The sequence below is a fragment of the Streptomyces sp. NPDC059008 genome (genome assembly GCF_042749045.1).
GTDB lineage: Bacteria > Actinomycetota > Actinomycetes > Streptomycetales > Streptomycetaceae > Streptomyces.
In genome coordinates, this window is sequence record NZ_JBHYJC010000065.1 from 1 (window position 1) to 22,454 (window position 22,454).

The 22,454-nt window shown below is 73.0% G+C and carries 20 protein-coding genes; all 20 read right to left on the reverse strand.

Annotated elements, in window-relative coordinates; genetic code table 11:
- Positions 1-76 precede the first annotated feature (76 nt).
- On the reverse strand, positions 77-1,249 hold the full coding sequence (locus ACFWZH_RS36625; RefSeq protein WP_384441812.1) for a lipase family protein: 1,173 nt from the start codon (positions 1,247-1,249) through the stop codon (positions 77-79).
- A gap of 84 nt (positions 1,250-1,333) precedes the next feature.
- Complete coding sequence (locus tag ACFWZH_RS36630) at positions 1,334-2,440, reverse strand: AraC family transcriptional regulator (protein WP_384441814.1); 1,107 nt, start codon at positions 2,438-2,440, stop codon at positions 1,334-1,336.
- Between the two features lie 150 nt (positions 2,441-2,590).
- A complete protein-coding gene (gene hypE, locus ACFWZH_RS36635; protein ID WP_384441817.1) occupies positions 2,591-3,700 on the reverse strand; it encodes a hydrogenase expression/formation protein HypE in 1,110 nt (369 codons plus the stop codon).
- Complete coding sequence (hypD, locus tag ACFWZH_RS36640) at positions 3,693-4,817, reverse strand: hydrogenase formation protein HypD (protein WP_384441820.1); 1,125 nt, start codon at positions 4,815-4,817, stop codon at positions 3,693-3,695. The genes hypE and hypD overlap by 8 nt, the downstream gene beginning before the upstream one ends.
- A complete protein-coding gene (locus ACFWZH_RS36645; protein ID WP_384441823.1) occupies positions 4,814-5,152 on the reverse strand; it encodes a HypC/HybG/HupF family hydrogenase formation chaperone in 339 nt (112 codons plus the stop codon). The genes hypD and ACFWZH_RS36645 overlap by 4 nt, the downstream gene beginning before the upstream one ends.
- A 48-nt stretch (positions 5,153-5,200) precedes the next feature.
- Positions 5,201-7,633, reverse strand: a complete 2,433-nt coding sequence (hypF, locus tag ACFWZH_RS36650; RefSeq protein ID WP_384441826.1) for a carbamoyltransferase HypF — start codon at positions 7,631-7,633, stop codon at positions 5,201-5,203.
- Positions 7,630-8,463, reverse strand: a complete 834-nt coding sequence (gene hypB, locus ACFWZH_RS36655) for a hydrogenase nickel incorporation protein HypB (protein WP_384441829.1) — start codon at positions 8,461-8,463, stop codon at positions 7,630-7,632. The genes hypF and hypB overlap by 4 nt, the downstream gene beginning before the upstream one ends.
- 3 nt (positions 8,464-8,466) lie before the next feature.
- Positions 8,467-8,847, reverse strand: coding sequence for a hydrogenase maturation nickel metallochaperone HypA (locus ACFWZH_RS36660; RefSeq protein WP_384441832.1), 381 nt, complete (start codon positions 8,845-8,847; stop codon positions 8,467-8,469).
- 165 nt (positions 8,848-9,012) lie between these two features.
- A complete protein-coding gene (locus ACFWZH_RS36665; RefSeq protein ID WP_384441835.1) occupies positions 9,013-9,117 on the reverse strand; it encodes a DUF6893 family small protein in 105 nt (34 codons plus the stop codon).
- Positions 9,111-9,743 (reverse strand): hydrogenase maturation protease, encoded by a 633-nt coding sequence (locus tag ACFWZH_RS36670; protein ID WP_384441838.1) that lies wholly within the window; start codon positions 9,741-9,743, stop codon positions 9,111-9,113. Before ACFWZH_RS36670 ends, ACFWZH_RS36665 begins: the two co-directional genes overlap by 7 nt.
- Complete coding sequence (locus tag ACFWZH_RS36675; RefSeq protein WP_384441841.1) at positions 9,740-11,164, reverse strand: hypothetical protein; 1,425 nt, start codon at positions 11,162-11,164, stop codon at positions 9,740-9,742. The genes ACFWZH_RS36670 and ACFWZH_RS36675 overlap by 4 nt, the downstream gene beginning before the upstream one ends.
- Positions 11,161-11,865, reverse strand: coding sequence for a DUF6084 family protein (locus ACFWZH_RS36680; RefSeq protein ID WP_384441844.1), 705 nt, complete (start codon positions 11,863-11,865; stop codon positions 11,161-11,163). Before ACFWZH_RS36680 ends, ACFWZH_RS36675 begins: the two co-directional genes overlap by 4 nt.
- On the reverse strand, positions 11,862-12,500 hold the full coding sequence (locus tag ACFWZH_RS36685) for a DUF5947 family protein (protein WP_384441889.1): 639 nt from the start codon (positions 12,498-12,500) through the stop codon (positions 11,862-11,864). The genes ACFWZH_RS36680 and ACFWZH_RS36685 overlap by 4 nt, the downstream gene beginning before the upstream one ends.
- 20 nt (positions 12,501-12,520) lie before the next feature.
- Positions 12,521-13,090: a hypothetical protein gene (locus tag ACFWZH_RS36690; RefSeq protein WP_384441847.1), complete on the reverse strand. Its 570-nt coding sequence runs from the start codon at positions 13,088-13,090 to the stop codon at positions 12,521-12,523.
- Positions 13,087-14,871 carry a nickel-dependent hydrogenase large subunit gene (locus tag ACFWZH_RS36695; protein ID WP_384441850.1) on the reverse strand — a complete coding sequence of 595 codons (1,785 nt, stop codon included), beginning with the start codon at positions 14,869-14,871 and terminating at the stop codon, positions 13,087-13,089. The genes ACFWZH_RS36690 and ACFWZH_RS36695 overlap by 4 nt, the downstream gene beginning before the upstream one ends.
- An 84-nt stretch (positions 14,872-14,955) precedes the next feature.
- Positions 14,956-16,044 (reverse strand): hydrogenase expression protein HypE, encoded by a 1,089-nt coding sequence (locus ACFWZH_RS36700; protein WP_384441853.1) that lies wholly within the window; start codon positions 16,042-16,044, stop codon positions 14,956-14,958.
- A gap of 185 nt (positions 16,045-16,229) precedes the next feature.
- A complete protein-coding gene (locus tag ACFWZH_RS36705; protein WP_384441856.1) occupies positions 16,230-16,982 on the reverse strand; it encodes a DUF4232 domain-containing protein in 753 nt (250 codons plus the stop codon).
- A 244-nt stretch (positions 16,983-17,226) separates the two neighbouring features.
- Positions 17,227-18,774, reverse strand: coding sequence for a hypothetical protein (locus tag ACFWZH_RS36710; protein WP_384441859.1), 1,548 nt, complete (start codon positions 18,772-18,774; stop codon positions 17,227-17,229).
- 233 nt (positions 18,775-19,007) lie between these two features.
- Positions 19,008-21,407, reverse strand: a complete 2,400-nt coding sequence (locus ACFWZH_RS36715) for an MFS transporter (RefSeq protein ID WP_384441862.1) — start codon at positions 21,405-21,407, stop codon at positions 19,008-19,010.
- 233 nt (positions 21,408-21,640) lie between these two features.
- A complete protein-coding gene (locus ACFWZH_RS36720; protein WP_384441865.1) occupies positions 21,641-22,387 on the reverse strand; it encodes a ScbR family autoregulator-binding transcription factor in 747 nt (248 codons plus the stop codon).
- Positions 22,388-22,454 lie beyond the last annotated feature (67 nt).

Here is a 22,454-nt window from a genome sequence, read left to right on the forward strand (position 1 = left end):
GGACCGCGGGGCATGGCCCGCGGTCCCCGGCGCATCGTGCGTGCGGCGCGTGCGACCTCGTGGTATCGGCGGTGGCTCAGCCGCAGTTGCCCTTCGTCGGCCGGTCCGCGAAGCGGTCCGCGAGCCAGTCGGCGGCCGGCCGGGAACCCACGATCGCCCCGAGGACGTGCTCACCGAGCGGGATCGACTGCCACTGGACGGTGGCGCCCTTGGCGCACCAGTCGGCCCGCAGCTGCTTGCCGACCCCGTAGGGGATCAGTTCGTCGACGGTCCCGTGGTAGAGGTACACCGGGGCGTCCGGCTCGCGGGTGCCCAGGTCCGATGCGCGCAGCCGTCGCTGCCAGTCCGGTTCGTCCAGCGGGTTGCTGACGGTGACGTCGGAGATCTTCTTGAACAGACCGGCGACGGTGTCGACGGCCACGCAGTTCTTCTTCATGAAGTCGACGTAGTGCCGGCCCTTGTCGTTGAGGTACTTCTCCAGGTGCAGTTCGGGGAAGGCGGCGTTCTGCCCGGTGGCGGCCATCAGGATGAGTCCGGCGCCGATGTTGCCGTTGTTGGCGTCGGCGACCTTGCGCAGATCGGCCGGGACGCCGCCGGTCGCGGTGCCCTTGACGTCGAGTTCGGGCGCGTAGGAGCGGTGCAGTTCGGCGGCCCAGCTGCTGGCCTGGCCGCCCTGGGAGTAGCCCATGATGCCGACCGGGGAGTCCTCGGTGACGCCGGCCGCAGCGGCCCCGGGCAGCCGCTGGGCGGCTCGGGCGGCGTCCAGGACGGCCTGTCCCTCGGCGCGTCCGACGGTGTAGGTGTGGTCGCCGGGGGTGCCGAGTCCTTCGTAGTCGGTGACCGCGACCGCCCAGCCCCGGGCGGTGAGCTGCTGGATGAGATTGGCCTCCATGGTGGTGCCCTTGGGGAAGCCGGCCGAGGGCGCGCAGGAGTCGGCGAGGCCGACGGTGCCGACGGCGTAGGTGACGAGCGGCCGGGGGCCGGTGCGGCCGTCGTCGGGGACGACGACCGTGCCGGAGACGGTGTTGGGGGTGCCCTCGGCGGTGGTGGAGCGGTAGGTGACGTGCCAGGCGCGGGTGCGGGTGGGCTGGCCGGGCAGCGGATGGAAGGACGTCGGGGCGGAGGCCACGATGTCGCCGGGGCTGCCGTGCGGCTGCGCGGCCGGACGCGGTGCCGCGGCGCTCGCGCCGGTGAGGCCGAGCGTGAGTGCCAGGGCGGCGGTGGCGAGTGCGGTGGGGCGACGGTGCATACGGCTCTCCCAACTGACGTGGATGCCGGGGTGGTTGCTGCGACCGTAGTGACTCGCCGGTAAGGAAGGCGCTGACCGGGACGCTCAGCTTGGTTGACCCGGTGTCTCATGACGCGTGGGCCGGTCGACGGGGGCGGGGCGGCCGGGCTGCTCGGCGGCCGCCCCGCTCAGCCGGTAGGCGCCGGGTGTGGTGCCCGTCCAGCGCCGGAAGGCGCGGTGGAACGCGGTGTCCTCCGAAAAGCCGATCCGCGCCGCGAGTTCGGCGATCGGCTCGTGGCCCGCGACCAGTGAGCTGATCGCCGCGTCCCGGCGTACCGCGTCCTTCAGCCGCTGGTACGAGGTCCCCTCGGCCTGGAGCCTGCGCCGCAGCGTCGCCGGGCTCACCGCCAGCCGGGCCGCGACCTCGCCGACCTCCGGGAGCCGTGCCGGGGTCGCGGTCCGCAGCGCCTGGACGAGGGTGCGGCGCACCTGCTCGGCGACGGTGGTGCCGTAGTCGCGCCGGCTCAGCAGATCGGCCGGCGCCCGCCGCAGCATGGCCGCCAGCGCGCCCTCGTCCCGTACGACGGGCGCGGCGAGCCAGTGTGCGTCCCAGCCGGCCGCGGTGCGCTCGGCTCCGAAGTGCACCGGGCAGCCTAACAGTACGTCGTATTCGTGGGCGTGGGCCGGCGCCGGATAGGCGAACTGCGCCCAGCGCAGCGGGATGCGGCGGCCGATCAGCCAGCTGGAGAGCCGGTGCCAGATGATCAGGATGCACTCGGAGAGGAAGTCGCCCTCGTCGTAGGGGCGCAGGTCGGTGCGTACGGAGAAGACTGCCGGGGCGCGGTGGCCGGCCGGGGCGGGGAGCGTCTCGACCGCCATCTCGGGTCCGCCGGGAAAGAGCCGGTAGAAGCGCGCCGCCCGGTCCAGCGCCGCGCCCAGGTCGGGGCAGCCCAGGCAGGCGTGGCACATCATGGCGAAGGTGCCGCGGCGGCTGGGCTCGGGTCCCAGGCCCAGGAACTCGTCGTCCGTCGCGCGGTGCAGGGCCTTGACCAGCCGGGTGAACTGCTCCGGTGTGACGCGGGCGCGGTCGTCGCCGAGCAGCAGCGGCGGGATCCGGGCGGCCTGGAGCAGCGGCACGGTGTCGACGCCGAGGCGTTGTGCGCCGCTCAGCGCGGCTCGCACATGGTGCATCGCGATCGTCAGCCGGCCCATGGCCCGACACCGTAGCGGCCAGGAGCGAAGAGGTCAGCGGGCGTGACGGTTCCCGTCGTCCCGGCGGCCGGAGGGGTCCCTACGGTCTGCCGAGGGAACACCCCCTCGCCGCCCGCCGCGCCGTAGCGGACACTGCGCGCGCCGGGCGCCTCAGCAGATCCGCGGCAGCTGCTCCCCCAGTGGCAGATCGACCACGCGGGTACCGCCCAGGAGGGTGCGGGCCACGACCATGCCGGGGTGGGTGGCGACGGTCTCGCCGATGATGGTGGCGCCGGCACCCAGGGGGTGGGTGCGCATGGCGTCCAGGACGGCGTCGGCGTGCTCGCGGGGGACGAAGGCAACCAGTTTGCCTTCGTTGGCGACGTACATGGGGTCCAGGCCGAGGATGGCGCAGGCGTTGGCGACGGTCGGGGGGACGGGGATGGCGCGTTCCTGGATGACGATGCCGGTGCAGGAGGCGGTGGCGATCTCGCACAGGGCCGCGGCCAGCCCGCCGCGCGTGGGATCGCGCAGGACGTGCAGGTCGGGGGTGACGGCGAGCATGGTCTCGACCAGGCCGCCGAGGGCCGCGCAGTCGCTCTCGATCTCGACGCCGAACTCCAGGCCCTCGCGGACGCTCATGATCGCCACGCCGTGGACGCCGATGTCACCGCTGACGATCACGACGTCGCCGGGGACGACACGCTGCGGGCGGAGGTCGACCCCGGACGGGATCAGGCCGATGCCGGCGGTGTTGATGTAGACGCCGTCGCCGTGGCCCGCCTCGACGACCTTGGTGTCGCCGGTGGCCACCTCGACGCCGGCGGCCCGCGCGGCCGCCCCCATCGCGTCGGCGACCCCGGCGACCACCGGCATCTCCACGCCCTCCTCCAGGATGAACCCGCAGGAGAGGTAGGCGGCCCGGGCGCCGCTCATGGCGAGGTCGTTGACGGTGCCGTTGACGGCGAGGTCGCCGATGCTGCCACCGGGGAAGAACAGCGGCCGCACGACGAAGGAGTCGGTGGAGAAGGCGAGGCGGGCACCCCCGAGGGACACCGCGGCGGAGTCGCCGAGCTGGGCGAGGACCTCGCCGCCGAAGGCGGGTACGAAGATCTGCTGGACGAGTTCGGCGGAGAGCGCACCGCCCCCGCCGTGCCCCATCACCACACGCGGCTGGTCGCGCAGCGGGGTGGGGCAGGTCCAGCCGGAGATGTCGACGGTGGGCAGTTGGCGGTCGGCCGGTGTGGGGACGTTCGGCGCGGTGCGGGGGGTGTCAGACAACGGGGGTCGCCTCCAGCGGGGTGGGCGGGGTGCCGAGTCGGCGGTAGAGGAAGTAGGCGGCGCAGGCCCCCTCGCTGGAGACCATGGTGGCGCCGAGCGGGGTGCGCGGGGTGCAGGTGGTGCCGAACGCCTCGCATTCGTGCGGCTTGATGAGGCCCTGCAGGACCTCGCCGCTGCGGCAGGCGGCGGGTTCGCGGGTGGTGATGCCGGAGACGGAGAAGCGGTGCTCGGCGTCGTAGTGGCGGTAGCGCTCCGACAGCCGCCAGCCGCTGGCGGGGATGGTGCCGATGCCGCGCCAGGCGCGGTCGGTGACCTCGAAGACATCGGCAAGCATGGCCTGGGCGGCCGGGTTGCCCTCGGTGCGCACGGCGCGCGGATAGGCGTTGTCCACGGTGTGTTCGCCGCGTTCGAGCTGGTGGACGGTGCGGCGGATGCCCTCCAGGATGTCCAGGGGCTCGAAGCCGGTGACGACGATCGGGACCTGGAAGCGTTCGGCGAGGGGCGGGTACTCCCCCATGCCCATCACGCTGCACACGTGGCCGGCGGCGAGGAACGCCTGGACCCGGCAGCTGGGCGAGGTCATGATCGCCTCGATGGCGGGTGGTACCCGGACGTGCGAGACCAGCAGGCTGAAGTTGGGGATGCCGAGCCGGCTCGCCTGATGGACCGTCATGGCGTTGGGCGGGGCGGTGGTCTCGAAGCCGATGCCGAAGAACACCACCTCGCGGTGCGGGTTCTGCTGGGCGATCTTCAGCGCGTCGAGTGGGGAGTAGACGACCCGTACGTCGCCGCCCTGACTGCGCACCTGGAACAGGTCGCGGTCGCTGCCGGGGACGCGGAGCATGTCCCCGAAGGAGCAGAAGATCACGTCGGGGCGGGCGGCGATCTCCAGGGCCTTGTCGATGACCTCCAGCGGCGTCACACAGACCGGACAGCCCGGACCGTGGATCAACTCGACCTCGTCGGGCAGGAGTTGGTCGATCCCGTGCCGGATGATGGTGTGGGTCTGGCCGCCGCAGACCTCCATCAGGGCCCAGGGCCGGGTCACCGTGGCGTGGATGTCGTCCAGCAGCCGGCGGGCCAGCTCGGGGTCCTGGAACTCGTCGATGTACTTCACTGCCGCGCCTCCCGCGCCGTCCCACCCACGGCCGTCGCCGTGGCGCCGCCTGTCTCCGCCGTTTCCCGGGAGGCGGCCGCCGCCTCCCAGGGATCTCCGAACTCCTCCTGGAGCAGACCGAGTTCCTCGAAGAGCGCGAGGGTCTGCCGGGCGGACTCCTCGTCCAGGCGCTGCAGTGCGAAGCCGACGTGCACGATCGCGTACTCGCCGACCTTCAGGTCCGGGACGTACTCCAGGCACACCTCCTTGACGACCCCGCCGAAGTCGACGGTGGCCATCCGGGTGCCGTCCCGCTCCTCGATGTCCAATACCTTGCCGGGTACCGCCAGGCACATGGGCCTCTCCTCGTCATGGGTACGTGCGTCTGCCGCGCGCCACTTGGCTCAGGGCACGCCCACCCCGCCGTACAGGGGCGTGGTGCGCGCCGCCACGACGATCTGGCCGAGCGCCAGCCCCCCGTCGTTGGGCGGGATCGAGCGGTGGCGCAGGACGGTGAAGCCGTCCTGGCGCAGTCGGCCGGCGGTGGCCTCGGCCAGCAGGGTGTTGGCGAAGACGCCTCCGGTCAGGGCGACGGTCCCCAGTCCGGCCCGCTCCCGCGCCTGCCCGCACAGGTCCCGCACCAGGCCGGCGACCGCCGTGTGGAAGCGGGCGGCGATCAGCGCCGGGGCGGTGCCCGCGCGCACGTCCCTGACGACCGCGGTGAGCAGCGGCGCCGGGTCGGCGAGGGTGTCGGCGAGCAGGCCCTTGGGGTCCGCCGGTGCGGGGTGCAGGGCGAAGGTGTAGCCGACGCCGTCGTCCTCGCCGGCGGTCAGGGCGGCGGCTTCGAGTGCGACGGCGGCCTGCGCCTCGTAGCCGGAGTGGTGGCAGATCCCGGCGAGGGAGGAGACCGCGTCGAAGAGCCGGCCCATGCTGGAGGTGGGCACGCAGTTGAGGTGGCGTTCGAGCTGCCGGGCCAGCAGCCGCCGTTCATCGGGCGGGCAGGCCGCCACCGGGGGCAGGTCCTCGGCCCAGTCGATGCCGGCGGCGCGCAGATGGGCCAGCGCCATCCGGTAGGGGCGCCGTACGGTGGCGTCGCCGCCGGGCAGCGGCACATAGGCGAGTTGCCCGAAGCGGCGGTATCCGTCGTAGTCGGCGAGCAGGACCTCGCCGCCCCACACGGCCTGGTCGTCGCCGTAGCCGGTGCCGTCGAAGGCGACGCCGATGACCGGCAGGCCGCCGTCGAGGCCGTGTTCGGCCATGGCCGAGGCGATATGCGCATGGTGGTGCTGGACCCGCACGAGCGGCCGGCCCTCGGTGTGGCGCTGGGCCCACTGGCCGGACCGGTAGCCGGGGTGCCGGTCGGCGGCGAGGAGCTGGGGGCGCACCCCGGTGACCGTCTCCAGGTGCGCCTCGGCCGCTTCGAACGCGAGCTGGGTGGCGAAGTCGTCCATGTCGCCGATGTGCGCGGACAGCCAGGCGCGGCGCCCCTCGGCCAGGCACAGCACGTTCTTCAGGTCGCCGCCGGCCGCGAGCGCGGGCCGTACGGGCACCGGGAGCGCGACGGGGAAGGGCGCATAGCCGCGGGAGCGGCGTACGAACAGCGGCTCGCCGTCGCTGATCCGGACCACCGAGTCGTCGCACGGGATCCGGATCGGCCGGTCGTGGGTGAGCCAGGCGTCCGCCAGGTGCGCCAGCCGGCGCAGGGCCTCGTCGTCGTCGGTGACGATCGGTTCACCGGCGAGGTTTCCGCTGGTCATCACCAGCAGCCGGGGCCCGGGCGGATCGCCGGGCAGGCCGAGCAGGAGGTGGTGCAGCGGGGTGTAGGGAAGCATGACGCCCAGGTCGGGGCTGGCGGGGGCGACGGCTTCGGAGAGCGCCGGCGCGCCGGGCACCGGCGCGGGATGCGGGGTGCGGCGCAGCAGGACGATGGGCCGCTGGGGTCCGGTGAGCAGCGCGCGTTCCTCGTCCCGTACGCGCACCAGGTGGGCGATGTCGTCGATATGACGGGCCATCAGGGCGAGCGGTTTGTCACCGCGGGCCTTGCGGCGGCGCAGCAGCCTGACGGCGGTGTCGTGGGAGGCGTCGCAGACCAGGTGGTAGCCGCCGAGGCCTTTGACGGCCACGATGGCGCCGTCCGCGAGCAGCCGCCGGGCGCCGGCGACCGGGTCGGCACCGTGCTCCGGGCGGGGCGGCCGGGTGCGGTCGTCGGGGTCCGCGGTCAGCAGGCGCAGCCGGGGGCCGCAGTCGTGGCAGGCGATGGGCTGGGCGTGGAAGCGCCGGTCGGCCGGGTCCGCGTACTCCCGCGCGCAGCCCGCGCACATCGGGAAGCGGTCCATGGTCGTCAGCGCGCGGTCGTAAGGCAGCGCGGTGACGATGGTGAACCGCGGCCCGCAGTGCGTGCAGGTCAAGAAGGGGTGCCGGTGGCGGCGGTCGGCCGGATCGGTCAGCTCGGCCAGGCAGGCGTCGCAGGTGGCGGCGTCCGGGGCGACCAGGGTGCGGGACGAGCCGTGGCCCCGGGAGGGCAGGATGCGGAACCCGGCCTCGCCGACCGCGGCGATGTCCTCGCCGTCGACGGCCTCGACGACGGCCAGCGGGGGTGCCTCGGCGCCGATCCGTTCGGCGAAGCGGGCGAGCGCGGCGGGGTGGCCCTCGACCTCGGCGACCACGCCCTCACCGGTGTTGGCGACATGGCCGGTCAGGCCCAGTTCGGTGGCGAGGGCATGGACGAACGGCCGGAAGCCGACGCCCTGGACGACGCCGCGCACGGTGATCCGGCGGCGCGCGGCGGCCGCCGCGGGGGCCGCCGTCGGGGCCCGGTCGACCTGCCCGGTGGTCATGAGCGGCTCGACGCCACGGTGCCGGGGCCGGTCCGGTGGGTGTGTCCGCCCGTCACCCGCGGAGCGTGGGTGTGGTGGTGCTCGTCCTGGCATGCCTCGGCCCGCGGCTGCTGCCCCTCCCCGGCGTCGTGGACATGGTGGGACTTGCGGGTCATGACGGGGAGGTGCACCGGCGCTCCGTCGCGCGCGGCCAGCGCCCGTTCCAGCAGTACGCCGTCCCCTTCGCCGCCGCGCGCCGAGGTGAGCACGATCTCGACGCCGGGGTTGATCCGCTCGACGTTGGCGCGGAACTCCGCCTCGTCGAAGGAGACCGCCTGCGCGATGTCGGTCTTGGTGACGACGACCAGGTGGGCGAGGCCGAAGGCGGTGGGGTACTTCAGCGGCTTGTCCTCGCCCTCGGTGACCGACGCCAGGACGACGCGCAGCGTCTCCCCCAGGTCGTAGGAGGCCGGGCAGACCAGGTTGCCGACGTTCTCGATGAACAGCAGCCGGGTGTCGGCGGGGAGCCAGCCGTGCAGATGCCCGCCGAGCATCTCGGCCTCCAGGTGGCACAGCCCGTCGGTGAGCACCTGCTTGACGGGCACTCCGGAGCGGGACAGCCGGACCGCGTCGTTCTCGGTGGCGAGGTCGGCGGTGAGGGCCGCGACGGGGATGCCGCGGCTGCGGGCGAGGGTGAGTTCGCGCTCCAGGAGGGCGGTCTTGCCGCTGCCGGGGCTGGAGAGCAGATTGACCACCGCGGTGCCCCTGGCCGCGAGGTCCTCGCGCAGGGTGTGGGCGCAGGCGTCGTTCTTGGCGAGGACGGCCTGTTGCAGATCGACGACACGGCACATGGTTCAGCGCTCCTGAGGAATCGGTGCGGGGACCGGGGCGTCGTTCCAGCACACGGTGACGATCTGCAGTTCACGGCCGGACAGCAGCCCGTCCGTCGCCCCGCCGCAGTCCGGGCAGCTCAGCCGCGGCGGCATGCCCACCTGCCAGGTCGTCGCGCAGGGGCCGCAGCGGGCGCGGGCGGGCACCGGTTCCATGACGAGTTCGGCGCCCTCCAGCGCGGTGCCGGCGCAGGCGAGTTCGAAGGAGAAGGCCAGTGCGTCGGGGACCACTCCGGCCAGTTCGCCGACCTGCAACCGGACGCTGCGGACCGCGGTGGCCCCGGCGGGCCGGGCCGCGCCTTCGACCTGGTCCACGACGGCCAGCGCGATGGACATCTCGTGCATCGGTCCCTCTCTGGTGCGGGGACGGCCGGGTGCCGCCGGGGGGTGTCCGGCGGCCCTGGGCTTCATTAGACGGCGCCGCCGTGGGGCGGCCCGGATGCCTCGCCGGGGCGGCGCGGCGGGGTACGCCGTTCGGTGCAGCGCGGGCGGCGGCCGGCCGCGGTCGGGTCACATGGCCCGGATGCGCAGATAGCGCTTGAGGTCGGGAAGCAGGGACTTCATGGCGAGGGCGAGTGCGGTGGCGGCCGCGCCGCCCAGGGCGAGCTTCAGCATGGTGTCGTGTTCCTCTCACTGGTGCCCGGTCCGTTGGCGACCGGTGCCGGCTCTTCGGCGGGGTGTTCCGGTTCCTCCGCGGCGCCCGGTACCGGGTCGTCCGCGGGGCCGGATGCCGGTGCGTCCGCGCCGACCAGACGCAGGATCAGTCGTACGGCCTCGTCGACCGCGGCCTCGACCGGTGCGCTGAGCCCGATGCCTTCGGCGACATCGGCGGGTTCGCAGCCGACGACCAGGACGCGCCGCGGGCGCCGTTGGCCGGTGCCCGCGCTGAGCGTGTCGAGCAGCGCGAGCACGGTGTCGGGGGTCATGTGGTGGCCGTCGAGCGCGGGGGCACCGGCGGCGGGGGCGGAGGTGGTGGCGTCGAGGAGGTAGACGGTGCCGGGTGCGCCTCGGCGCGCGGCGGCGTCCACGAGCAGGACGGTGTGGTAGCCGTCCAGCATCTGGTAGGCGAGGTGCACGCCCCGTACACCGGCGTCGACGACCTCCACGCCCTCCGGGAGGGGGTGTTCGGCGAGCCGGCGGACGGCCTCGACACCGAAGCCGTCGTCGCCGAGGAAGATGTTGCCGACGCCGGCGATCAGGGTCTTCCCGGGCGGTCCGGCGGCGGGGGCGGCGGAGCTCACGCGTCCTCCAGAGGGGCGATCTCATCGGGCTGGAAGTACAGGAAGCGGCCCTGTTCCCGCTGGATGTCGGCGCCCGGGTCGTCCTCGACGGTCACCGCGAGGTGCACCCCGCCGTCCACGTCGTGCAGCACGGCCTCGACCCGGGCGCTGCGGCCCTGGAGGAAGAGGTCCTGGGCGTCGGTGCGGCGCAGTCCCGGCTTCAGCAGCACCCGGCTGCCGGCGCCGACCGACCGCCCGTCGACGGTGATCCGGTCGTGCTCCGGGTCGACGCCGCGGTCGCCGGCCGGGTCCCACCAGGGGGTGTCCGGGCGGGTGCCCGGCACGTCGGGGGCGGCCGGGTCGGCGGGGGCGGCCGGGCCGGCGTCGGTGACCTCGCGCAACGCCCGGACGGCGCCGTGCAGCCGCTCCAGGACCTCGGGCGGCATGGTGTCGGCGAGCGCGATCACGTCGGCGGCGCGCGGGTCGGTGCCGCGGGCCTCGCGCTTCTCCTGGTCGGTGAGGGCGGCGGTGCGCAGCGCGAGGATCTCGTCGATCTCCAGGGCGTCGTAGAGCGCGCCGGGGCTTTCGGGGGCGATGGCCGGATGGTCCTCCAGGATGATCGGGGAGGACAGCACCACATCGGCGCGGCCGGACTCACCGGCCAGCACGGGCCAGGAGTGCTCGTTGCGGCAGGACGCGGCGGCGGCCCGGGCCCATTCGGGCGGGTCGGTCATGGACAGGAACGAGCCCGCGCTCAGGCCGAGCAGGAGATGGGCGCCGACCAGGGAGTACGGCAGTGCGGCGGACCGGTCGGCGCCGGCGTCGTCCGGCTGCCAGGTGCTGGTGTTCTCCACGGTCGCGGTCAGCCGCAGCGCCGCGTACGGTCCGTCGAGCGCGTCGGCGGTCAGCCGTACCAGGCCCTGGATCCCGGCGCGGCGGCGCACCAGCCGGCCGACCGGCCGCCCCTGGGCGTCGTGGACCGGCTCGGTCTCCTCGTGCGCGGGGCGGGTGAACGGGATCGTCAGGCCCTCGTCGGTCAGCTTGGCGACGTCCACGTCCAGGGTGATGCGCTCCTCGGTCCCCTCGTCCCAGCAGGACACCACCCGGTCGGGCAGTTCGAGTTGCTCCACGGTCTCGAACTCCCCGTCGGCGACGAGGCGTTGGACGGTGCGCCGCTGGGCGTGCAGAAACCGCAGTTCGGCCGAGAGCCGGGCGCCCGCCCTGGGCTCCATGAGGCATTCGGTGCGCTGGAAGGAGTGCTCCGCGTGCTCGGCGCCCCAGCCCGGCGGCACCAGGACGCCGAACTGCCACCGGAGCCGGTTCTTGGCGGCCGAGGCGCGGTACGGGTAGAGCACATAGCCCTCGAACAGCACCGCGTCGGCCACCTGGCGGGCGGTGGCGAAGCGGTCCGCCGCCTCGTCGGGCAGGACGCCGGTCGTCACGGTGCGGTCCTCTCGGTGACGGGGCGGGCGGCCCCGGGGAAGAGCCGGGCGCGCGGGGCGGGCGGCTCGGGGCCGTCGGCGCCGGCCAGCAGCGCCTCGACGGTCGCCTGCCAGGAGGGCAGGGCGCGCCGGGAGCGGTAGGCGAGCAGGGCGTCGAGGGTTTCGCGCGGCAGCCGGAGCCAGCCGCAGCCGGGGAAGTGTGCCTCGGTCATCTCCTGCCAGACCGTCACCGGCATGCGGACGGACGCTTCCTTGTTCCAGGGCACCGGCTGGACCTGGAAGCCGCCGGCGCCGGCGAAGACCGTGCCGGAGAAGAGCAGCAGCAGCGGGACCTCGCCGTCGCGCAGCGCGTGGAAGTAGCGGCCGGCCGCGACGTCCAGGTCGTAACTGCACGGGACGGGCAGATCCACCTCGCACTCGCCGGTGAAGCCGGGGACGACGAGCGAGACCTGGGCGAACTGCAGGGGGTGCAGGGTGCTGCTCCAGCGGGAGCGGTCGCCGAAGAGGTCGGCGAGCGCCTCGGCCTCGTCGGGCCGGTAGCCGCGCCGGGCCGGCTCGATCCGGATCTGGCAGCGCAGCGCGACCGCGTGCACCCGCACCGCCGGGTCGGGGGCGGACAGGCGCAGCCGGAACAGCAGGGTGGGGGCGGCGGCGTAGGGGTCGGCGCGGACACCGGTACAGACGAAGGACAGGTCGGTCACGGCCGGTCGTCCTCCTTCGGGGGCCGGGCCCGGCGGGCGACCTTGGTGAAGAAGTCGGCGAGCGCGGCGCGCGCCTCGGCGCCGCCGTCGAAGCCGTGCCACAGCAGCCGCATACGGCCTACGAGTTCGTAGCAGATGTCGATGGGGACGAGGTAGCAGTCGATCCGCCCCTCGATGCGGCGCAGCAGCAGCGCCTCCACGTCGGGCTGGAGGAGTCCGGCCAGTCGGCTGGCGGCCAGCACGGTCTGCCAGGTGGACGGGTCCAGTTCGCTCTCGGTGGCGCCGGCCGGGCTGGGGTAGAGCGCGACCAGCCGGTCCAGGTCGGAGTGGCGCAGGAAGAACGCGACGCCGACGGGGATCTGCAGCAGGTCCCAGGCCCCGTCGTCGAGGGTGTGGCCGGGGTCGACGAGGTAGCGGTCGGGGACGCTGCGGAACTGCCCGGCGCCGGGCGCCTCGAAGAGCAGCGCGCAGGGGGTGCAGGCGCAGGCCAGCGCGCGGCGGCTGATGTCGACCAGATGGCGGTGGTTGTGCTCGGCGAGCACCATCGCGCACAGTTCGCAGCGTTCGGGGGCGGGCGGTGCCGGTGCGCGGAAGCGGCGCAGACCGCGGTGGGCGGTCAGCGGCCCCAGACGCATGGCCGCCGTCTGCGGGGCGCTCACGAGACGGTGGCGGCGGTCGGCGGGCGGCTGGAGATCTGCAGCAGCGGCGGTTCGGTGCGGGCGTCGGCCGCCTCCCACTGCACCGCGGTCACCTCGGGGGCGAAGCAGCTCAGGGCGGCCTCGACGGCCTGCTGGGCGGCCTGGCTCGTGCTGGGGCAGCCGCAGCCGCCGGAGTCGGCCGACCGCAGCCGCAGCACGCCGGTGTCGGCGGCGAACTCCGCGACGTCGGCCGGGTGCCGGCGGCGGACGCTGTCCAGGGCGAGGTCGATGCGGGCGGCGGTGTCCTCGGGGTGCAGGTCGTGCAGCACCAGCAGGCCGGCCACCAGCTCGTCGCCGAGCAGCGCCGCCCACGGGCCGCCGTCGCCCTTGTCGCGTTGCAGGAGGTGCGCGATCCGGGCGAGCCCCGCGCCGTAGAAGTCCATCAGCGCGCGCACGAGTTCCTCGGCGGCGGCGCTCGCCTCCCGGTCCTCGCGCCGGGCGAGCCGGTCCAGGACCTCCTCGACGCGGCGGCCGGTCGCCTCCGCGTTCGGCGCGGCGGTCTGCTCCGGGGCGGTGGGGGCGCTCATCCGGACAGTCCGCTCAGGCCGGTGGGCACATGCATCTTCTGTACGGATCTGCCGTCGCCGACGTACATGTGGACGCCGCAGGGCAGACACGGGTCGAAGCTGCGCACCGTGCGCATGATGTCGATGCCCTTGAAGTTCTCCGGGGTGTTCTCCTCGAAGATCGGGGTGTTCTGGACGGCGTCCTCGTACGGGCCCGGGGTGCCGTAGGTGTCGCGGGTGCTGGCGTTCCACGGAGTCGGCGGGTAGGGGTGGTAGTTGGCGATCTTGCCGTCCCGGATGACCATGTGGTGCGAGAGGACGCCGCGTACCGCCTCGGTGAAACCGCAGCCGATGGACTCGTCGGGGACCTCGAACTTCTCCCAGGTCTGGGTGCGTCCGGCGCGTACCTCGTTGAGGCCCTGCTCGGCGAAGTGCAGCGCCATGGCGGCCGAGTACGCCTGGAAGTAGGTGCGGGCGCGGTTGCGCTCCAGGGCGTTGCTCCACTTCGGGATCTTCCACTCGAAGCGGGCCTCGGGCTTGGTCATGCTGCGCGGCAGGTCGATGACCACGCTCTGGCCGGTGGCCTTGACGTACGGCGTGTCGACGAGGCCGGACAGCGCGGTGGACCAGAGCCGGGCGATCGGGCCGCCGCCGGTGTCCAGCGCGAGGTGCTCCTTGCCGTCGAACCACCGCGGGGACATCACCCAGCTGTACTTGTCGTTGAAGTCCCGCTTCTGCGGGGCGGGGATGGTGTGCTGGTTCCACGGGTGGCGCGGGTCGACGGGGTTGCCGAGCGGGTCGTGGGTGACGAACTGCTCCTGGCCCTGCCAGTCCTGGTAGTAGGAGCTGCCCAGCAGGATCCGGATGCCGAGGTTGATCTCGGTGAGGTCGTTGGTCACGAGCTTGCCGTCGACGATGATGCCGGGGGTGACGAACATCTTGCGCCCCCAGTCCGTCATGTTGCGGTACGTGAAGTCGCAGTGCTCCGGGTCGTTGAGGGCGCCCCAGCAGCCCAGCAGGACGCGGCGCCGGCCGACCTCCTCGTAGCCCGGGAGGGCCTCGTAGAAGAAGTCGAACAGGTCGTCGTGGAGCGGGACGACGCGCTTCATGAACTCGACGTAGCGCATCAGCCGGCTGAGGTAGTCGGTGAAGAGCTGGACGCTGGCGACGGTGCCGACACCGCCCGGGTAGAGCGTGGAGGGGTGCACATGGCGGCCCTCCATCAGGCAGAACATCTCCCGGGTGTAGCGGCTGACCTGGAGCGCCTCGCGGTAGAACTCGCCCTCGATGGGGTTGAGGGCGGTCATGATGTCGGCGATGGTGCGGTAGCCGTGGTCGCCGGCGTGCGGGGCTTCGGTGCGCTGGGCGACCTCCCAGACCCCGGGGTTGGTCTCGCGGACCATCTTCTCGCAGTAGTCGACCCCGACCAGGTTCTCCTGGAAGATGTTGTGGTCGAACATGTACTCGGCGGACTCGCCGAGGTTGATGATCCACTCCCCCAGGTGCGGCGGCTTCACCCCGTAGGCCATGTTCTGCGTGTACACCGAGCAGGTGGCGTGGTTGTCGCCGCAGATGCCGCAGATCCGGCTGGTGATGAAGTGGGCGTCGCGCGGGTCCTTGCCGCGCATGAAGACGCTGTAGCCGCGGAAGACGGACGAGGTGCTGTAGCACTCCGCCACCCGCTTCTGCTTGAAGTCGATCTTGGTGTGAATGCCGAGGCTGCCCACGATCCGAGTGATCGGATCCCAGGACATCTCCGTCAGACCGCTGCCGTCACCGGCCGCCTTCGTCTTGGGTGCCATCGTGTGTGCCGTTGCCCTTCTGTACGCAGGAGGTGGGGTCGGACGGAGAGTCCGGGGTCGTGCCGGGCGGCTACGGGGGTGCGCTCACCACGGTTTGCGGTAGCCGGTGGTCAGTTGGTCGCCGCGGTGGCGCCACTTGGGCTCGTGGTCGACGGTCCTGGCCGTGATGCCGCGCAGCATGCGGACGACGCTGCCGTACGCCGCGCTGGCGGTGCTGGAGACCTTGCCGCCGGGTGGCTCGTCCATGAACGGCATGAACTTGTCGGGGAAGCCGGGCATGGTGCAGGCGATACACAGACCGCCGACGTTCGGACAGCCGCCGATGCCGTCCATCCAGCCCCGCTTGGGGACATTGCATTTGACCACGGGGCCCCAGCATCCGAGCTTCACCAGGCACTTGGGCGAGTCGTAGGTGGTGGCGAACTGGCCCTGTTCGTAGTAACCGGCCCGGTCGCAGCCCTCGTGCACGGTCTCACCGAAGAGCCAGGTGGGTCGCAGCTGCTCGTCCAGCGGGATCATCGGGGCCGCACCGACCGCCTGGTAGAGCAGGTAGGTCAGCGTCTCGGAGAAGTTGTCCGGCTGGATCGGGCAGCCGGGCACACACACGATCGGGATGCCGGCCTTGGAGGTCCAGTCCCAGCCGAGGTAGTCGGGCACGCCCATGGCACCGGTCGGGTTGCCGGACATGGCGTGGATGCCGCCGTAGGTGGCGCAGGTGCCGATCGCGACGACGGCGAGCGCCTGGGGGGCGAGGCGGTCGATCCACTCACTGGTCGTGATGGGCTGGCCGGTCTCGGGGTCGTCGCCGAAACCGCACCAGTAGCCCTCCGGCTTGATCGACTCGTTGGGGACGGATCCCTCGATGACCAGGACGAACGGGTCGATCTCCCCGCGCTCACCCTTGAAGAACCACTCGATGAAGGTGTCCGCGCCCTGGACCGGGCCGCACTCGAAATCGATCAGTGGCCAGTGCACGGCTACCTTGGGCAGTCCCGGTAGCACGCTGAGCGCGATCTCCTCGATGCTCGGCTGGGTCGCGGCGGTGAGCGACACCGAGTCGCCGTCACAGCTCAGACCGGCGTTGATCCAGAGGATATGGATCGGGGACTCGTCCTCGGCGGACGGTTTTCCGTTCGCGGCGGCCTTGTCGGCCACGCTCGATGCTGCGGACATGGCGATGTCTCCTCGGCGGATATGCAACGAAAGCGATGGTTCAAGGCTTCCGTCCACCTTGGTAACACCCCTTGACCAGCCGAGCCGGTCACCGGGGGCCGTTCCGGTGACGCATCGTGGCGGGCCGCGACGCAGCGGGCGCCCGGTCCGATGGACCGGGCGCCCGCAGGGGACCGTGCCGGGCGTCAGCCGAGCGACCCGGCCTCCACCGCGGTCACGTCGAAGCGTCCGCCGCAGACCCGCAGGCCCCGGCTGCCCGTGGTCATCGACTCCTTGGACCCGGGCGGGTAGACGAAGACGATCTGGGAGTCCTTCCAGCAGGGGGTGTCCGTGACGCCGTCGTTGACGGTGTGCAGCAGGGCGTGGGCGCTCTGTCCCGGCTGGAGTCGGACGCTGCCGCCGGCGCCGCCCGAGCGGGTCGCGGGCTTGCCGACCGGCGAGCCGTCGCGCTGGATCAGCGACACGCCGGGGAAGCCGCGCAGCGTACAGGCCTTCTTGCCCTTGTTCGTAAAGACGAGGGGGTAGCGGATGTTGCCCGCGCCGATGTCGGCGGCGCCCAGGCGCAGCGACATGTCGGCGGCGGTGCAGCGGTCCGACGCCGTCATGGCCGAGGTGTGCGACGCCGAGGCGCTCGGGGCGCCGCCCGTGGCCTTGCCTCCGGGCACGGTCGCCGAGTTCGCCGACGGCTTCTCGCCCGCCGTGGACTCCTTGCCGGCCGCGGACTGCTGGCCGGCCGACGACGGCTGCTGCGCGCCGGAGGCCTCGGCTGCGCTGCCGCTCTCCTGGTTCTGGGACGTGACGGGGGCGGCTGCCGACGAGGGGCGGGAGGCCGTGCCGTTCCCGTCCTGGCAGGCGGTCAGCGCGAGCGCCGCCACGGCGATCAGCGATCCGGCGGCGACACGGCGGCCGCGGCCGGGCGTCTTGATGGTGAGCGACATGAGTGTCCCCCTCGTCTGGTAGGTGCGAGCTCGTGTGTGGGGTGCGTACGGTCCGTCCGTTGTTCTTCCAGCGTGGCTCCGGGCACTGCCGGTCCGCTAACGAGGCACTAACACACCGCTAACGAGGCAGCCCGCCCGGCACGCCGATGGCCCCGGCACCTCTTTGACCAGCCGGGATTCCGGGCGCGCCGCCCAGGCTCGCAGAAAATTCCCGGGTTGCGGATGCGGCACCGCGAGGATCGGCCTACTTACCGGGCCCCTGGTCGGCTCCGATGTTCGGCGGGTCGGGCACCGGATTGCCGTAGAAGTCCCGCCCGCCCCCGCCCGGGACCCGTACGCCGGCGCCCAGTGCCGGGGAGCCGGCGCGCAGCCGCACGTCGTCGGGGGTGACGAAGAGCGGGTCGGCCCGGACCGCGCCGGTGTCGCCGGCGGGTATCCCGGGAGTCCGGGCGTAGAGGTTGTGGTCGTAGGTGTTGTGTGTATCGGCAATCGGGGAGCCGGCCGGGGCGCCGGCGAACACGTTGTCGCGGAAGGTGACGCCGCCGGGGCCGTTGCTGCTGACCATGGCCGTGCCCGGGAAGCGCGTGGTCAGGGTGTTGTTGTGCACCAGCGTGCGGGTGGCGGGGCCGCAGACGACCGAAATGACGCCATAGGGAGCCGCGGTGTTGCGGTCGTTGACACTGACGTTGTACCGGACGGTGTTGCGGTCCGAGGTCATCCCCTCGCCGTTGCAGACCAGCAGGAAGCCGCCCTCGTTGTCGTGGCTGTAGTTGTACTGGTAGACGTTGCCGTTGTTGCCGCCGTCGAGGTCGTACGCCATCGAGTCCCGGGTGCCGTGACCGCCGCTGACCTCGTTGAACTGATACCGCACCGCATCGGAGTTCCAGGCCCAGACGCCGGCGTTGTAGCCGCCCGAGCGGATGTTGAAGCCGTCGACGCGGTTGTGCTCCACCCGTGCGCCCACGGCGTTCTGTACGACGATGCCGTCGCCGCCGACGTCGCGCACGGTGTTGTGGTGCACGGACAGTGCGGTGATCGGCGCGAAGGTGGTGCCGGGCCCGTTCGGATGCTCGGGCCGCCGCCCCCACGTGGACGAGGTGCCGATGCCCGTACGGTCGGTGTGCCGCACGCTGGAGTGACGTACCGTCACCCCGTCGAAGCGGCTGGGCCTCGCCGTCCCCTGTACGGCGAAGAGGATGCCGCCCGAGGGGTCCGGGTCCTTGAAGTCGGCGCCGTTGACGTCGTGCACCGTCACACCGTCGACGAGGTAGTGGCGGCCGGTGCCGAAGTCGTGCAGTCGGACGAGGACCCCGGCGCGCCGCTCCGTGGTGGTGACGGGGCCGGTGTTGGTGACGTCGAGGTCGCGCAGTTCCCAGTGCTGGACGTTGTCCAGGAGGATCGCGGCCCGCGCGCCGGCGCCCGCGATCCGCGGTGCGGCGCCGCTGCCGTAGGCGCCCGCGGCGAGCGGCGACCCGGCCGTGCCGGAGGCGGTGGGGGCGAAGGTGCCGGTACATGTGGTGCCCCGCCGGAAGAGGATCCGGTCGCCGGGCCGGTAGCGGGCCGCGCTCGCCTTCTTGAGGGTGCGCCAGGCGGTCGCGGCGCTGGTGCCGGGGGCGGTGTCGGAGCCGGCGGCGCAGTCGACGTGGAAGGTGGTGGCGGCGCGCCGAGCGGGCGTCGGCGGCGTGGCGGCGGGGGTCGCCCCCGCCTGCGGCGCGGCGAGGGCGACGAGGGCGGTCAGGGCGGTGACGGTCGCTCCGCTCCGCAGCCCTGGGGTGCGTCGAGGGACGGGCATGGTCTCTCCCCTTTCGGTACCGCGGCGTGTCGCGGGACCGGTGCGAAGCCGTCCGACACGCCGATGGCGAGGTGCCCATGGCAGCGACATCGTTGAGGACGGGCGAGGGGGTGACAAGGAGAGCCGGACGAAAGTGCAAGCGCTGCCCCGGAAAGTGCAACCGCCCGCACGGTGGCCGGTGGCCGTGCGAAGGTGCGCGGCGCCTGCCACGCCCGCACCTTCGCGCGGCCCGGTCAGCGCCGGTCGGCGGACGGCTGGGCAGGCTCCAGGACCACATCGCAGGTCGCGTCGGCACCGGCGGCGAGGGACACCGGGGTGGCGTGCGGCGGATAGCCGGCCGCGGTGAGGGTGTAGTGAGTGCCGGTCAGGTCGCCGAACGCGAAGCCTCCGTCGGCGCCGGTGAGGGCGTACCCGGCGACCTCGCCGTCCTCGACGAGGGTCACGGCCGCGTCGGCGAGCGGCCGGCCCCGCGGTCCTCGTACCGTGCCGCGGACCATGGCCGTCTGCTGCAGCCGGGCGTCCTGGCGGGCCGGTTCCCCGTCGGACAGCTCCAGCGCACGGGCCTGCGGCCGATGGCCGGGGGCGCCGAGGACCAGGGTGTAGGTGCCCGGCGGCAGCTGTGCCAACTCCCAGTCGCCCGCCGCACCCGACGTCGTGCGGGCCACCACCTCACCGACGGCATCGGTGACGACGATGCTCCCGCCGGCCAGTGGGGTGCCCTCCGGGCCGCCGAGCAGGGTGCCGCCCAGCCGGCCGGTGCCCGCGAGGATCAGGTCCACCTCCACCGGCGGGCCGTCGGCCCCGTGTCGGGCGGAGGCCGCGTAGGGGGCGTGGCCGGGCGCGGCGCCGGTCAGGACGTAGGTGCCGGCGGCGGGGACGGCGAGGGCGTAGCCGCCGTCCGCGGCGGCCGTGGTGACGTCGGCCTGGCGGCCCTGCCGGTCGATGAGGGTGACGCTGGCGCCCATGACCGGCGCGCCGGAGAGGTCCAGGACGCGGCCGCGGAATCCCGCGGGCGGGTCGTGCGCGGTGGTCGCGGCGGCGGGGGCGGAGGGTCCGGGGGCGATCCGCGCGCCGGGCCCGCCGGCCGTGGCGTCCCCCGCCGCCACGCCGTCCGCGTCATGCCCGCCGTCCGCGTCCTCCGCGTCGTCCGTGCTCTGCGCCACCAGGGTCGGGCGGGCTTCGGTGTGCTGCGACGGCAGGAAGGAGGCCAGGGCGACGCCGACGAGGACCGCGGCGGTGGCGATCAGGAAGGCGACCCGGAAGCCGGCCAGCGTGGGGATCGTGGCCGGTCCCACGCGCTGGGACATATGGGCCAGCACCATGCCGATCACGGCGCTGGACACCGAGGTGCCGATCGATCGCATCAGGGTGTTCAGACCGTTGGCCGCGCCGGTCTCGGACGGATCGACGGCACCGATGATCAACGCGGGCAGCGAGGAGTACGCCAGGCCGATGCCCGCCCCGACGACCACGGCGACGACGACGGTCTGCCAGGGGGCGCTCATCAGGCCGATGCCCGCGCCGTAGCCGATGGCTATGACGAGCATGCCGATCAGCAGCGAGACCTTGGGGCCGCGCCGGGCCGCGATCCGTGCGTACAGCGGGGCGACGAACATCATCGTCACGCCGAGCGGCGCCACGCACAGCCCGGCCACCACCATGGACTGGCCGAGCCCGTAGCCGGTCGACTCGGGCAGCTGCAGCAGCTGCGGCAGGACCAGCGAGATCGCGTAGAACGCCACACCGACCGTGATCGAGGCGAGGTTGGTCAGCAGCACCTCTCTGCGGGCCGTGGTCCGTAGGTCCACCAGCGGGTCGCCGATCCGCAGCTCCATCACTCCCCACAGCACCAGCACGACGGCGGCGACGCCGAAGAGGCCGAGGGTGGTGGGCGAACTCCAGCCCCAGTCGCTGCCCTTGGTGATGGGCAGCAGCAGGGCCACCAGACCGGCGGACAGCCCGAGGGCGCCGATCACGTCGAAGCGCCCCTGGGCGCGTACCGAGGTCTCCGGTACGACGAGGAGGGTGAGCAGCATCGACAGCACGCCGAGCCCGGCGGCGCCGAAGAACAGGGTGTGCCAGTCGGCGTGTTGGGCCACCAGCGCGGCGGCCGGCAGCGCGAGTCCGCCGCCGACGCCGATCGACGAGCTCATCAGGCCCATGGCCGAGCCGAGCCGCTCGCGCGGCAGCTCGTCGCGCATGATGCCGATGCCGAGCGGGATCGCGCCCATGGCGAAGCCCTGTAGCGCCCGACCGATGATCATGATGACCAGATCGCTGGTGAATCCGCAGATCAACGAGCCGACGACCATGACCGCGAGGCTGGTCAGCAGCATCCGCCGCTTGCCGTGGAGGTCGCCGAGCCGCCCCATGATGGGCGTCGAGACGGCGCCCGCGAGGAGGGTGGCCGTCATGACCCATGTGGCGTTGCTGGGTGCCGTGTCGAGCAGCACCGGCAGGTCCTTGATGACCGGCACGAGCAGCGTCTGCATCACCGCGACGGCGATGCCGGCGAAGGCGAGGACCGGGACGATGCCGCCGCGGGCTCTTCGACGGCCGCCCGTGGTCGGGTCGGACACCGGGGGAACGGCGGTGGCCGTCCTCTCGGACGGCTGGTCCGTCGTCTGCGTCATGCGTGCGGCCTCCGGGGCGGCGGGGGTGAGTGCGGTGGCGCGATGGATACGTGCATGACGAACGTTGTATCGCGGGGGGCTGTGCCGGCGCTTGGTCAACACCCTGGACGGCAGAGGTGAGACGCCTCACACGGCCGTGCCTCTTACGCCTCGACAACACCGCCTGTGCGGTTTTTTTCGCCGCCCGGAAGGCCGCGGACCCGGCCGCATCGGCCGCCCTGGTCCGGCGCCGTTCAGTGCACGGCGCCCTCGACAGCGGCATGAGCATCGACACCGGCACCGGCACCGGCACCGGCACCGGCACCGGCACCGGCATGAGCCTCAGCGACGGCGCCGACCTCCGCGCCGCGCCGAAGAGCGGCGTCCAGCTTCGCGCCGCGCTCCGGGTCCAGGTTGAGCCTGCCGAGGACGGCCGGCACCGCGATACTCGGCAGGGTGTGCTGGAAGAAGACGGTCAGGCGGTAGCAGAGATCGGCCTGATTGGTCAGCGCATGGGACATCATCTGGATCCCGGCGAACGCGCCGACGAACAGCTCGGCGGTCTCGTGGATCACGACGCTGTCCAGGATTTCGCCGCGCGCCCGCGCATCGGTCAGCAGGCCCTCGACGAACACGGTCCACGAGAGCATCGACCGCTTGCGGTCCAGGTGGTTGGACCCCTGCTCGACCGCCAGCCGGGCCGCCCCGCGCTGCATCGGGTCGCTGCGCAGCCGGAACGCCAGGACCTGGCCGGAATCGACGAACTCCTGCAGCTTGATCTGCTGCGGCTCCACGGCGATGTCGGTGACGTGCTCCTCGAGCACGGCGAGCGCCAGCTGCTCCTTGGAGGCGAAGTGGAAGTACAGGGCGCCCTTCGTCACACCGGCACGCTCGAGGACCTCGGCGATCGTCGCGCGGTCGTAGCCCTGCTCGTCGAATACCGACGCGGCCGCCTCCAAGATCACTCGTCGGGTCCGGATCGCGCGGTCCTGTTGTGCCACAGGACGCCTCCTGTCTGTCGAAGCCTTCACATTCCGCGGGTGCCGGCCACCGGTCAAGTCACCGCGC

Excerpts from the sequence above, each read along its gene's own strand:
- ACFWZH_RS36625 (WP_384441812.1), bottom strand. The coding sequence starts at position 1,249 with ATGCACCGTCGCCCCACCGCACTCGCCACCGCCGCCCTGGCACTCACG.
- ACFWZH_RS36630 (WP_384441814.1), bottom strand. The coding sequence starts at position 2,440 with ATGGGCCGGCTGACGATCGCGATGCACCATGTGCGAGCCGCGCTGAGC.
- ACFWZH_RS36645 (WP_384441823.1), bottom strand. The coding sequence starts at position 5,152 with ATGTGCCTGGCGGTACCCGGCAAGGTATTGGACATCGAGGAGCGGGAC.
- hypF (WP_384441826.1), bottom strand. The coding sequence starts at position 7,633 with ATGACCACCGGGCAGGTCGACCGGGCCCCGACGGCGGCCCCCGCGGCG.
- hypB (WP_384441829.1), bottom strand. The coding sequence starts at position 8,463 with ATGTGCCGTGTCGTCGATCTGCAACAGGCCGTCCTCGCCAAGAACGAC.
- ACFWZH_RS36660 (WP_384441832.1), bottom strand. The coding sequence starts at position 8,847 with ATGCACGAGATGTCCATCGCGCTGGCCGTCGTGGACCAGGTCGAAGGC.
- ACFWZH_RS36665 (WP_384441835.1), bottom strand. The coding sequence starts at position 9,117 with ATGCTGAAGCTCGCCCTGGGCGGCGCGGCCGCCACCGCACTCGCCCTC.
- ACFWZH_RS36685 (WP_384441889.1), bottom strand. The coding sequence starts at position 12,500 with ATGCGTCTGGGGCCGCTGACCGCCCACCGCGGTCTGCGCCGCTTCCGC.
- ACFWZH_RS36690 (WP_384441847.1), bottom strand. The coding sequence starts at position 13,090 with ATGAGCGCCCCCACCGCCCCGGAGCAGACCGCCGCGCCGAACGCGGAG.
- ACFWZH_RS36695 (WP_384441850.1), bottom strand. The coding sequence starts at position 14,871 with ATGGCACCCAAGACGAAGGCGGCCGGTGACGGCAGCGGTCTGACGGAG.
- ACFWZH_RS36700 (WP_384441853.1), bottom strand. The coding sequence starts at position 16,044 with ATGTCCGCAGCATCGAGCGTGGCCGACAAGGCCGCCGCGAACGGAAAA.
- ACFWZH_RS36705 (WP_384441856.1), bottom strand. The coding sequence starts at position 16,982 with ATGTCGCTCACCATCAAGACGCCCGGCCGCGGCCGCCGTGTCGCCGCC.
- ACFWZH_RS36710 (WP_384441859.1), bottom strand. The coding sequence starts at position 18,774 with ATGCCCGTCCCTCGACGCACCCCAGGGCTGCGGAGCGGAGCGACCGTC.
- ACFWZH_RS36715 (WP_384441862.1), bottom strand. The coding sequence starts at position 21,407 with ATGACGCAGACGACGGACCAGCCGTCCGAGAGGACGGCCACCGCCGTT.